9 protein-coding genes and 1 pseudogene are annotated in these 12,901 nt (G+C 43.6%); 2 read left to right on the top strand and 8 right to left on the bottom strand.

The genetic code is table 11. From position 1 onward, the window contains the following. From AC4HAO_RS08535 to AC4HAO_RS08515, 5 genes are all read right to left on the bottom strand, one after another. Positions 1-909, bottom strand: coding sequence for a dihydrodipicolinate synthase family protein (locus AC4HAO_RS08535; protein ID WP_491135110.1), 909 nt, complete (start codon positions 907-909; stop codon positions 1-3). A gap of 12 nt (positions 910-921) precedes the next feature. Next, positions 922-2,250, bottom strand: a complete 1,329-nt coding sequence (locus AC4HAO_RS08530) for an enolase C-terminal domain-like protein (RefSeq protein WP_491135109.1) — start codon at positions 2,248-2,250, stop codon at positions 922-924. 37 nt (positions 2,251-2,287) lie between these two features. Continuing rightward, positions 2,288-3,415: an L-talarate/galactarate dehydratase gene (locus AC4HAO_RS08525; protein WP_491135107.1), complete on the bottom strand. Its 1,128-nt coding sequence runs from the start codon at positions 3,413-3,415 to the stop codon at positions 2,288-2,290. 18 nt (positions 3,416-3,433) lie between these two features. Beyond that, positions 3,434-4,777, bottom strand: coding sequence for an enolase C-terminal domain-like protein (locus AC4HAO_RS08520; RefSeq protein ID WP_491135106.1), 1,344 nt, complete (start codon positions 4,775-4,777; stop codon positions 3,434-3,436). 659 nt (positions 4,778-5,436) lie between these two features. Beyond that, positions 5,437-6,777, bottom strand: a complete 1,341-nt coding sequence (locus AC4HAO_RS08515; RefSeq protein ID WP_491135105.1) for a GntP family permease — start codon at positions 6,775-6,777, stop codon at positions 5,437-5,439. Positions 6,778-7,275: 498 nt separating this feature from the next. Between AC4HAO_RS08515 and AC4HAO_RS08510 the strand changes: the two genes are divergently transcribed. Together AC4HAO_RS08510 and AC4HAO_RS08505 are read left to right on the top strand one after the other, a co-directional pair. Next, on the top strand, positions 7,276-8,391 hold the full coding sequence (locus AC4HAO_RS08510) for a CdaR family transcriptional regulator (protein ID WP_491135104.1): 1,116 nt from the start codon (positions 7,276-7,278) through the stop codon (positions 8,389-8,391). A gap of 63 nt (positions 8,392-8,454) precedes the next feature. Further along, positions 8,455-9,291: an aldo/keto reductase gene (locus AC4HAO_RS08505; protein ID WP_491135103.1), complete on the top strand. Its 837-nt coding sequence runs from the start codon at positions 8,455-8,457 to the stop codon at positions 9,289-9,291. Between the two features lie 78 nt (positions 9,292-9,369). Here the strand turns inward: AC4HAO_RS08505 and AC4HAO_RS08500 are convergent, their stop codons facing one another. The 3 genes and pseudogenes from AC4HAO_RS08500 to purH all read right to left on the bottom strand — a co-directional run bounded on the left by AC4HAO_RS08500 (position 9,370) and on the right by purH (position 12,892). After that, a complete protein-coding gene (locus tag AC4HAO_RS08500; RefSeq protein WP_491135102.1) occupies positions 9,370-10,572 on the bottom strand; it encodes a LysM peptidoglycan-binding domain-containing protein in 1,203 nt (400 codons plus the stop codon). 236 nt (positions 10,573-10,808) lie between these two features. After that, positions 10,809-11,147 (bottom strand): annotated as a pseudogene (locus tag AC4HAO_RS08495) (HXXEE domain-containing protein); the annotation flags it as partial. A gap of 197 nt (positions 11,148-11,344) precedes the next feature. Then, positions 11,345-12,892, bottom strand: a complete 1,548-nt coding sequence (purH, locus tag AC4HAO_RS08490; RefSeq protein WP_491135101.1) for a bifunctional phosphoribosylaminoimidazolecarboxamide formyltransferase/IMP cyclohydrolase — start codon at positions 12,890-12,892, stop codon at positions 11,345-11,347. Between the last annotated feature and the right edge of the window lie 9 nt (positions 12,893-12,901).

The following is a 12,901-nucleotide window of genomic DNA, read 5'->3' as shown; positions in this document are numbered from 1 at the left end:
TTATTCAGATGGAAGAAAACCACCCTTACGCATTTCTTCTTTCATTTTTTCTAGGACAGGGCCTACTGTTGCTTCTGTCGGCAAAATTGATTTACCGACATCCATTCCCATCAGATTAGCCATATCCTTAGTAGCAGCTGGGAAGCTTGCTGCATCTTGTGACAGACGAATTGGATTTAATTTAAATTGAGCTTCTAAGGACTTGTCAAAGTTACCAGCAATATAGTAATCATAGATACTGCTGACCAAGTGAGTGTACATATTGGCTGTAGAGCAAACACTGCCAACTGCACCTACACAGAGCCCCGGAAAAACAACCGTATCTTTGCCTGTCAGTACTCGGAAATTGACATCCTGAGTCTGACGGACCAGTTCACTGCAAAATGTGATATCTCCGCTTGATTCCTTGATACCGATAATGTTGGACACATCGTGAGCCAAACGGACAATAATATCCAGCGGAACAGAATAGCCAGAGCGACCAGGATTATTGTAAATCAGCACAGCCGTATCAGGAACACTGTCCGCAATAGCCTTAAAATGGTGGTATAAAGCTTCTGGTGTCGGCTTAATAAACATCGGATTCAAAATGGATACAGCAGCAATGTCCCTTTTTGCAGCTTCTTGAGCAAGCTCAATACACTTGCGAGTACGGATAGCTCCGATACCAAAATAAATGGGAACACGGCCAGCAGCTTCTTCCAGCATCACATCGAGGGCATGGAACATCTCAGACGGTTCAAACATGTAAAATTCTGAATTACTGCCAAAAGCCAAAATTCCGTGTACCCCATTGTCAATGACGTGATTAACAATCTTTCTTAATCTGACGTCATCAATATTTTCATCGTCGTCCACTGGTGTAATAATTGGGACGATAATACCTTTTACATCTTCTTTATCAAACACTGAGATTATCTCCTATCTTACTAAACTTGGCTTTTTATTGTCAAACGTCCAATCTGGAATCAAATATTGCATGGCCAGAGCATCATCACGCGCGCCAAGATTCTTATCAAGGTAGAGCTGATGGGCTTTTTTGATGGCAGCCAGATCAGGTTTGATACCTAAACCAACAGAATCTTTGGCAATATGGATAAGACCCTCCCTAATCACATGAGGATTCTCTGACAGAGCTTGGCCATCCTGCCAGATATAATGCGTGTCACAAGCATTGATATCGCCTGGTGCTGCTGCAGCCGCATGGGCTACCATGGCCAAGGAAATATCGAAGTGGTTGTTGGAATGAACGCCCCAAGTCATGCCAAAATCATGGCACATCTGAGCAACACGGACAGAACCCTGCATGGTCCAGAAATGCGGATCTGCAAGCGGAATCGTTACAGAATGTAAGGCAACCGAATGTTGCATCTGCCGCCAATCCGTCGCAACCATGTTGGTAGCTGTTGGAATACCAGTCGCCTTGACAAACTCAGCCATAACTTCACGGCCGCTAAAGCCATCTTCAGCCCCGCAAGGATCTTCAATATAGGCAGCAACACCTTTTAAATCCTTACCAATTTCAATGGCTTCTTTCAAGGACCAAGCACCATTTGGATCAAGGGTAATACGGGCATTTGGAAATTCTTTTTTCAAAGCTTTAATAGCCTTAGCTTCTTCCTTGCCCTCCAGAACTCCGCCTTTAAGTTTAAAATCCTTAAAGCCATAGCGCTTGTAGGCAGCCTTGGCTAAATCAACAATAGCTTCCGGTGTCATAGCTTCCTTGCGACGCAGGCGACCCCAGTCATCGGAATCGTCATCTCCTTGTAGATAAGGAAGATCGGTTTTATTAGGATCAGCAACATAGAAGAGATAACCCAAGAAAGGCACATCTTCACGAACTTGTCCATCTCCTAAAAGAGCAGCCACTGGTACTTGAAGATGCTGACCCAAAAGGTCAAGCAAAGGCGTTTCTACTGCTGTTTGAACGTGAACAGTTGTCCGGAGGTCAAACGTTTGGAGACCGCGGCCGCCTGAGTCAAGCTGGCCGAATTTCTCACCAATTTCTTTAACGATATTCTTATATTCTCCAATGCTGCGTCCGACAACCAATTCTTTAGCCTTTTCCAAAGTATCTGTAATTTTCTGGCCGCCCGGAACCTCGCCGACACCCAGATTACCTGAGCTATCTTCCAGAATCACCACATTGCGCGTGAAGTAGGGACCGTGAGCTCCGCTTAAATTTAATAGCATAGAATCATATCCGGCAACCGGATAAACATCCATTTTAACAACTGTAGGCACTGACATTTTTTATCCTCCGAAATTATCCTCTCTAGTCGACGCTTTATTGAAAAATCTGAGCATCTAATTGCAAATCCGGCAAAACAGCCTGATTGAGTGTGAGTCCCAGACCTAGACGTGTCGGCACTTTCATCTTGCCATCGACCAATTCCACCTTTTCCTCAAAAAGACCGACGGTTTCAAACCATTCAAAATGTTCTACCCAAGCATCGCCGCTGTAACAGGCTGTCAGCGGTAGATGGAGCTCCATGCTGTAGTGCGGCGCCAAGACTAAATGATTTTCTTCTGCCCGCTGGAGTACCTTTTGAAACTGTGTGATACCGCCGATACGCGGCGCATCTAATTGACAGACATCAAAAGCCCGTTTTTCAAAGAAAGGAACCCCTTCTTCGTAACTGGTCAGCATTTCTCCTGTTGCAATCGGTGTGCCAAGAGCTTGGGACAGGCGCAGATGCCCTTCAACATCGTGGCAGGTCACAGGCTCTTCAAACCAAACCAGATTGTAGTCATCAAAATATTTACCAGCCTTAAGAGCCGTTGAGACATCCCACTGCTGATTGGCGTCAATCATAATAGGAACATCATCACCCAACGCCTTTCTTAAAGCAGCGACGCGTTTGACATCTTCCTTGTAGTCGGGTTGACCGACCTTGATTTTTACACCACCGACACCTTGTTCCAATACCGTATTCGCATGGGCAATAACTTCTTCAATAGTATCCTGCAAGAAACCACCAGTCGTATTGTAACAAGGGACGTATTCTTTATGCTGACCCAAAAGCTTACTCAAGGGCAGGCCCGCACGTTTCGCCTTAATATCCCACAGAGCGATATCAAAAGGCGTGATTCCTTGAACAGCAACACCGGTATTGCCAATCGAAATACTGGACCACAGCAACTTATTCCACAGACGGCTAATATCGTTAGGATCCTGTCCTAGCAGCAAGGGTGCATATTCCTTAGACAGAGCATACTGGGCTGGGCCACCATTGCGTTTACAGTAGGTGTAACCCATTCCCGTGTAGCCAGCTTCAGTCTCAATAATGGCTGCTGTAATCATCACTTCTTTGAGCGGCGTTTGCTTACCTTGGATAACCTTGGCATCACTGACAGGCTTCTTGAGCGGAACGCGTATTAATTTTACTTCAACCTTTGTAATCTTATCTATCATATAACTAAGCCTCCATATTTAGCGGTGGCAAAAGACCGGCCGGTTAGGATCAAACTGCCAACCTTTTTCCAAATACTGCATGGCAATGGTATCGTCACGATCCTTGAATTCCATTTGATGGTAGAGCTCGTTTTGTTTTTGTAATTTATCCAAATCAATATCAACACCTAAACCGGGTTTAATTGGAAGTTTGATTTTGCCATCAGCAAAACTCAGCGGTTCTTTAAGCAAGGACTCACCATCCTGCCAGATCCAGTGGGTATCGACCGGCGCAATGTTTCCCGGTGCCGCAGCCGCAACTTGTACAAAAGTCGCAAGGGTAATGTCAAAATGATTATTGGAATGCGATCCCCAAGTCAAGCCCCATTCATTCAGGAGATAAGCCATGCGAACACTGCCGTTCAAGGTCCAAAAATGCGGGTCAGCTAAAACAATATTGACACTGCGCAGGGCTGCAGCATGATGAAACTGACGCCAATTAGTCGCAATCATATTGGTAGCCACAGGAATTCCTGTTGCATCGCGGTATTCTGCCATGATTTCCCGGCTGGAGAAGCCCTGTTCCGGACCGCACGGATCCTCAATATAGGTCAGCACATTTTTACGCTTTTGTGTCAAAGCCACTGCTTCTTCCAGTGTCCAAGCGCCATTAGGATCAATATTAATGCGGGCATCTGGAAAGGCTGCCTTCAAAGCGTCAACAGCCTTCATTTCTTCTTCACCGGCTAAAACACCGCCCTTTAGTTTAAAATTATTAAAACCATACTTATCTTTGAGCACGCGCGCCTGTTTAACAATAGCCTCGGGCGTCATCATTTCGGTTCGGCGCAGTGATTCCCAGCTGTCGCTGCCATCGCTTTTTTCATAAGGCAGATCAATCTTGGAAGAATCTGCTGAATAAAAGAGATAACCCAAGAATTCAACCTCATCACGTTGAATACCGCCTTCACCCAAAAGAGCAGCAATCGGCAGCTCTAGGAACTTACCTAGTAGATCCAGCATAGCGCATTCAATAGCCGCTTCAGACTGAACTACGAATTTTAAATTTGAGATATTGAGTTGCTGCAGACCCTCACCAGTATCCTGTGCAGCCCTTTCACGACTGCGGCGAATATTTGTTAGAACCTTACGGTACTCACTGACTCGTTCACCGATAACAAAAGGCTTATAGCTCTCAAGCTGCTTGGTAATATGCTCTCCGCCGTGAATCTCTCCAATCCCAAAATTGCCGCTGTCATCTTTTAAAACAACAACATTTCTCGTAAAATAGGGAGCATGACAACCGCTCAATGTTAGCAAGGGACTGTCATGACCGGCAACAGGATAAACAGCCATTTCAATGACTTTCGGTGCTTTCCCCATATTTTTCTCCTTTATTTAAGATACAAAGGCGTGAGCGACACAAAGCAAAATAGGAGGTGCGACGAAGCGTCACAGGACGCTAGGAGAAGCTGTCTTTTTGCACAGTGTCGTAGCCGTGTTCAGTTACCAAGATACAAAGAGCGTTAGCGAACAAGGGCAAAATAGGAGATTCGACGAAGCGCCACAGGACGCTAGGGGAAGCTATCTTTTTGCACAGTGTCGTAGCCGTGTTCAATTACATAAGATACTAAGGGCGTTAAGAAAGCGAGAAGAAAATAGGAGGCTCGCGCCATGCGCTTTGCGCATAAGGCAGGCTATCTTTTTCTCAACGCTTTTAGCCCGTGTTCAGTTACTAAGATACGGCAGAGGATTGTTATCTAAGTGCTTTCCACTTGATAACAAACGCCAATCAACAGGAGTTCATTGGTTCTAAAGCATCTAATGAACTGTGCAGAGGTAATACTTCTTGGCATAGCCAACAAGTCTTTACTCCCAAACATTGCGTCAAACTGCTATATCTTAAATAGTTAAATGAAGCAGGACTTTTTGTCCCAGCCCCCTTATATAAACTAGATAGAGTAGCCTAAGCTGTAAACACTCAGCCGGCAACAGCTACAGTTTTTCATAGTTGCTTCTAGCTCGCAACTGAGAATTGATTTTTAAACAACACCAAATGAAGCGACGATAGCAATGAAAACTGAATTCAGCAGAGGGAAAGCTGCTCCCAGCCAGAATTCATGATAGTAGCCTTCTTTATGAGTTAAATGAGTGTAGTTGAGACGGTTAATAACCGAACCGTTGTGTGGTAGAGAGTCCAGACCGTAACAAGAGATATTAACCATACGGTGCAAAACATCTGCACTGATACCCTGCTTCAAAAAACGCGGTGCAAAAACATTGAGCGAAATGGCTTCACCACCCGAAGCAGAACCTGTAATACCAGCAATTAAGTTCGTCGCAATCGCTAATTGAATCAGTGGTGGCCCTGGAATTTTGTCCAAGTTATTAACCAGATAATCAAAGCCTGGTGCCGCAGCAACAATACCACCGAAACCAACAACAGAGGCAACATTCATGATAGACTTCATCGTTGAGTTAACACCATCAGCCATGGTATTTTTAAAGTTAGCAAATTTATTATAGTAGAGAGCAAAGCAAGCCAAGCAGCCAAGAGTCAAAGAAAGGTAAGGAGGAACATTAAAAACATTCATAGCGACAATCAGAACAATAGAGGGCACAAGTGCTTTGATAAAATCTAGCGTTGTCGTCTTTTTATCCATAGCCTTTAAGGCTAAAATTTGCGAAGCTTCTTCCATTTTATGCCCAGTCTTTTCGAAACCTTCTCCGCGCTTTTCATTACGTTTGAGCATCCACCAAATGTACCAAGCCCCAAAGATGATGGATACGCCAGCTGCGATAACCCCAAGAACAGGAGCCGCCGTTGGTTTGGTTCCTAATGTCTCCATCGGAATCAGATTCTGGATAGCCGGTGAACCTGGCAGGATAGCTGTCCACATAGAACCACCATAAACCGCAACAGCAATAATGAAATGCCAGGGAATGTCCAACTCTTTAAAAATCCGAAAACAGATGGGAGCAATCGTAAAGATAACAACAAAACCACTGACTCCACCAAATGACAGAATAGCTGTAATGAGGGAAAGTCCCATCAAAACCCAAAATTTAGCATTTTTAGTTCCCATTTTTAGAGACCATTCTGCGATTTTATTAGCAATATCTTGAGCCGCTCCACAATCTCCAAGCATAGAACCAAGAATGGTTGCCGGCAAGAAAATTAAAAAGTTATCTTTTGCAAAATCAGCAAAAGCTGATGCATAGTCGTTAGTCAGACTTTCTGTCACCGGCAGACCTGATAAAAGAATGACAACAAGAGAGGCAACTGGCCCTAAAATTAAAATAGGAAACTGCTTATAAGAACCCCAAATCAAAAAGGCCAAGGCAGCCAGAACACCTAACAAGCTAATTAGTCCACTGTCCATAATCGTACTCCTTTAGCATTAAAATTGAACATCGAGAAAACCATTAACAGCAACAAAACACTCTCCCATGATCTGCCCCGTAATATCATTCTCAATCAGCGATGCTTAAGAGTAAACGCTACTGACCCGGTACAGAACGATAGCAGGCTTACTCTCAGATTCGATGGCTCCATGGTACCACATTCTCCTTTTTATGTTCAACGTTTCACAAACTATAGTTTGCTAGGCAGTTTCCCCTAATTTTTTAGTCTCTGTAACAAATTAATTTTTCCAACTGCTTATACTATTTAAGATTTATAGGGTATCCGTTTAGATAGCATAAATGGGAAGTTGTAGGATTTTTCCGCATAATATAAGCAATATCTAGACTTAGCAAGCAAGAAACAAAATAGGCTGCAATAAACTCTTCCTAAAAATTAATCATAGTTCGTTTTTATTACAAAAACTAATGCTAAAAGTAGTATAATGACTCTAGTACCTGAGGGAGGAAAAACATTTATGATTGAGGCTAGTGTCGTTCAGGATATCCTGACTCGTATGAAGGAAATCATCAATCAAGAATTGAACTTCTTTTCGACTGAAGGCGTCATTATTGCCAGCACCGATCCCAACCGCATCGGCCAAGTCAATCACGAAGGAGCACAGTTTGCTCTCGATAAAAATCAGCCCATCGTTATTGAATTCGATAACCAGTACGAGGGAGCCAAACAAGGGATTAACCTGCCAGTTGACATTGATAACCAAATCGTTGGTGTTATCGGTATTACCGGCAAAAAAGAGGAGGTCTCTCAGTATGGGCAAATTATTAAAGAGATGACCAAAATCCTCATCTTGAATAATGCTGCTCGAGAACTTGTTTATAACCGGCGCAATGTCCACCGAAACATTATTGATTATATTCAAAATGATGATCAGAGCGATGCTTTTTCTGTTGAAATGCTCTACGGTATCAATCTGTCGTCTAAAAAATATACTGCTATCGTCGGTTTACCCAACGGCAGTCTGACTGAACAGTATTTTGATGACATCTCTAATGTTTATCTAGATTTAGAACTCTTATTAGGAGATGAAGATGCTATCTTTGAAGTTAGGGGAAATATGATTCTAGTGCTCTTGCGGCTCAAAGAGCCTTCAGCTGCCTCCAAAATTATTAAAAAAATAGAGAGTGTCATTAAAAAGAAGTACAAGATATCTCTATTATTTGGTGTCGGCATGCCTGGTCAAGGAAAAGAGGAGTTAAATCGGAGCATCAGCCAGGCCAAAACCGCCCTAGGCTGGAATAAAACGTTTTACCAAAAACGAGAGCTCTTATTCACCGATATGGAGTATGGACTAGTGCTACACAATATTGCTGATATCCATAAAAGGTATTTCTTAGATAAGATTTTTGCCCACCTCTCTCAAAAAGAAATAGAGGACATGATACCCCTTTTAGATACCTACGAGACTTGTAACGGCAGCATTAAAAAATGTGCTGAAAAGTTATTTATCCACAAAAACACGGTCCAGTATAAGCTCAATAAAATTACCGAGAAAACCGGCCATGACCCAAGAAAGCTTTCAGATTTTTTCATCCTAAAGCTAGCTTCTATTCTCTACAAAATGCAAAAATAAGCCAACTCATCCAAGACAGGAGCCGTCCTCAATCAAATTCCACAGTATTTATGGAGGTCTACTATGAATGATTTACTACTACAGCCTGCCCTAGGAATCGGAACATGGTTTTTAGGAGAAAAGGCTGCTGCTGAAAAAGAAGAACTAGCCGCCTTACAGTATGCCCTAGATAAGGGAGTGACCATTATTGATACAGCAGAAATGTATGGTAACGGTAAGGCCGAGAGGTTGGTTGGTAAGGCTATTCAGCCTTTCGATCGCGATAAGCTCTACCTAATTTCCAAAGTACTGCCCTCAAATGCTAACAAAAAGCATATGGAGATCAGTCTCGATGCTTCACTTAAAGCCCTACAAACAGATTATTTAGATCTTTACCTCTACCACTGGCGTGGAGGAACTCCACTTTCTGAAACGATATCAGAGTTAGAGCGTTTAAAAAGCAAAGGAAAAATCAAAGCTTGGGGAGTCTCTAATTTCGACCTAGAAGATATGCAAGAACTCTTAGCTTTGCCGGCAGGCAGTCATTGCCAAGCTAATGAAGTCTTATACCACCTAGGCTCCCGCGGTATCGAATACTGTTTGAAACCCTTTCAAGATCAGCATCATATTTCTACGATTGCTTACTGTCCTCTAGCCCAAGCAGGATCCTTGCAAAGAAAATTACTCCACGATAAAGGTCTCTCTGATATTGCCCAAGCATTAAATATCAATATTTACCAACTTTTACTGGCTTTCACTTTGGCCCAGCCCAATATGATCTCAATTCCCCGAACTGGGCAAGTGACACACATGAAAGAACTTATCGCTGCCCAAGACATCAAGCTTACTCCTGACATTATGGAACAACTTAACAAACTGTTCCCAGCGCCTCGGCACCGAGTTCCTCTGGACATTGAATAAAATCTGGCTTTAGACCTGTATACAAAAAAGCACCTAGCTATGAATGCAGTTAGGTGCTTTCTTATCTTAAATCACTAATTAGTTATTGAATGATACGTGGACATGATCGTAGTGGTTCGCTGTAGCATCACCGCGGTCTGGCATGTCGTTCCAAGTGTAAGCTGGACCGTAGATATTGTCAGTCGGAGCATAGAATTTTTGCTGATAAATCACGTAAGAGATATTATTAGCTTCCATGTTTGAAGTTGCGTAATCAGCAACTTCTTGACCGAGTTGAGTATTGTCATAGGTCATAACATCAACAGCATTACCTGTTCCGTGGTCGCCCGAGTCACCTGGACGAACACCGCCGATATCAGTAGCTCCGTAACGGTTGGCAACATCATTAGCGAAAGCTGCTGCAGATGGCTGAAGACCTGTTGTATCAACAGAAGCATTTTGCGGAGCAGCTTGTTCAGTCGCTGTTGGTTGTTGCGCTTCCTGAGCTACTGGGGCTTGTTGGTCAGCAGGAGCTTCTGATTGAGCTTGAGTTTCAGAAACTGGTGTTGAAACTTCTGAGAGATTATCTTCTGATGACGCAGCTGGCATTTCTGAGCTGGCTGCTTGATCGCTAGCTTGTTCTTGGACTTGTGGAGCTGTTTGATCTACCTGAATTTGTTCAGTCGCTGGCTGCGCCGCATCAGTTGCTTGATCGGCAGGATTAACAGTTTCTACTTGAGCTTGATCTGCCGTTTCCGATGAAACCGGTGCTTGGCTGGTTACTTCTGAAGTTTGAGCTTGCTCAGATGCCGGTGCCTCCGGAGCTGGCATAGCTTGGCTATTATCAGCAACAGGTAATTCACTCGAAGCTGGTGTTTCAATAGCATCCAAAGAAGTTGTATTGTCACCAACAGTCACCTGATTATTTGACAAATCAACAGAAGCTTGCGGAGCTGTTTGATCGGCAGCCTGAATAGTCACACCTGTTGCACTGTGGTTAGCATCATAAGTGGCCGTAATAACAGTGCCTGGAAAAATCACATTGACATCTGCAATGGCATTGACCTTGGCCAAGACATTAACATCAATTTCCATAGCTTCGGCAATCGTGCTGAGCGTGTCACCTGGCTTAACAGTATAGGTTGTTGTGTCACCTTGGTTAGCCAAGTCAGCTTTAACTTCTTCGACAGAACGGGGCGTCCAGTTTTGATTGGCATTGACATCTTCAGCCTGAACTTTAGTGGCTGCAAAGATAGACAAAGCAAGTGTTGAGGCTAGTAGCATTTTTTTATTGAATTTCATGTTATAGTCCCTTTCTTCCCTCCCAGTTAATCACTGAGTTTTATTGGATAGGCCCGCCACCAAAGAAGCGAACACGCCTAATCATTTTTAGTACGCTATCTATCCTAACATAGATTTTTAAAAAATCCACTTCAGCTGCTTGCCTTAACAAAAGTATATTATAGCTGTAACATTTGACTTATTTGTCATATCTCACTAACTAGTATTAGATAGCGTCCAACTTGCTAGATATTCGTTCAATGCTTACTATCCCTATAATGTTCAAATACCTGCTCAATTTTCGGCATTAGACCATGTAACCAAATGACATTGAAGTAAATAAGAGGTACCACTACCACGAGATAGAGAAAGAAAATCCAGCGGTTTGTCACTGTCTGTCCATAATACAAAAACATGAATCACCAAGGGCAATTCAAGAATAGCAGTGACAACACCCAGAATATAACCTTTAAACCAAAAGCAACTGAAATAGTGAAAAAGGAAGTGCAATTTGTAGCCTGCTAGAACAGCCAGATAAAAGAGGAAATTCCCACTGACTTGACAAGACAATAGAGAGCAATCAACACCAAGAGAAGACCAGTAAGTCACTGTATGAAAAAGTACGCTCACCATGGCAATAACGAATATTGAACCCTATTCCGTTAAAGTTTTAACGATAGCCGTTGCTGCTTTAGCAACTGACGGATATCTATGCAAAGACAAACCATCACTTCACGGCCCCGTAACGATGATGGCTATTTATCCCAAGATGAACGATGGTCGAAAGCCTAGATCAATGTCTAAAATGACGAACTCCTGTGAAAACCATGGCCATTCCGTATTTATCCGCCGCTTCAATGACTTCTTGGTCACGCACTGAACCACCTGGCTGGATAATCGCCTTGATGCCTGCAGCTGCAATTTCTTCAACATTATCAGCAAAGGGGAAGAAAGCATCACTGGCAAGAACTGCCCCATCAAGACGGTCCGCTGCGTGTTCCAGAGCAATCTTAACTGCTCCAACTCGGTTAGTCTGACCCGGACCAAGGCCGAGTGTCATGTGGTCGTTGGCCACTAAAATCCCATTTGACTTAACGTATTTGATGGCTTTCCAAGCGAATTCAAGCGCTGTTTGCTCCTGGTCAGCTGGCTGACGCTTGGTAACAACCTTCCAGTCAACTGGATTTTCCTTGACCACATCTTGGTTTTGTACCAACATACCGCCGACAACACCGGTATACTCTGCTTCTACTTCGCTGGCTTCTTGAGCGTCAAAAGGCAATACCAAAATGCGTAGGTTTTTCTTTTTAGTCGTAAGAATTTCAAGCGCTTCATCTGAATAAGATGGTGCAATGATGATTTCTAAAAAGATGCTGTGCATTTTTTCAGCGGTAGCCGCATCTACCTCACGGTTGAGCACAACAATACCACCGAAAATAGAAACGGAGTCAGCCGCATAGGCATTGTCCCAAGCGCCTTCAATCGTATCAGCCTGACCGATACCGCAAGGGTTCATGTGTTTGAGGGCAACAACAGTCGGACGATCCGTAAAATCACGAATAATGCGGATAGCCGCATCAGCGTCACGAATATTGTTGAAAGAAAGCTCTTTACCATTAAGTTGTTTGGCTGAAGCAATGGAATACTCAGTCGGAATCGCAGACTGGTAGAAATCCGCATCCTGCTGTGGATTCTCACCGTAGCGCATAGGCTGCTTGAGGTCGTAGGTAAGGGTCAGCTTTTCAGGCTTGGTTTCACCCACTTGCGCTGTGAAATAATCGGCAATCAGTGCATCATAAGCTGCTGTGTGACGATAAACCTTGGCTGCCAAGCGTTGTCGTGTTTCATAAGTTGTCTCCCCAGCATCTTTAAGCTCATTGAGAACCACTGCATAATCCCTAGGATCCACGACAACCGTGACACTAGCATGATTTTTCGCAGCCGAACGGAGCATAGATGGACCACCGATATCAATATTTTCTACAGCATCGGCATAAGTAACATCTGGTTTGAGGATGGTCTCCTTGAAAGGATAAAGATTGACCACCACGAGGTCGATGAGCTCAATATGATTATCCCTTGCAGCCTGCAAATGGCTATTCAAGTCACGGCGAGCCAAAAGACCTCCATGGATCTTAGGATGGAGTGTCTTAACACGGCCATCCATCATTTCAGGAAAACCTGTTACATCGTCAATGGCAATCGTGTCAAGCCCTGCCTCATCAAGGACTGTTTTCGTACCGCCAGTTGAGATAATATCCCAACCGAGTTTTTTAAGTTCTTGGGCAAACTCTACAATGCCCGCTTTGTCTGATACACTGATTAGTGCGCGTTTAGTCATGTTTTCTCC

It is taken from the genome of Streptococcus sp. ELY_137 (genome assembly GCF_058314515.1).
This window is presented reverse-complemented; position numbering and strand designations above follow the sequence as displayed.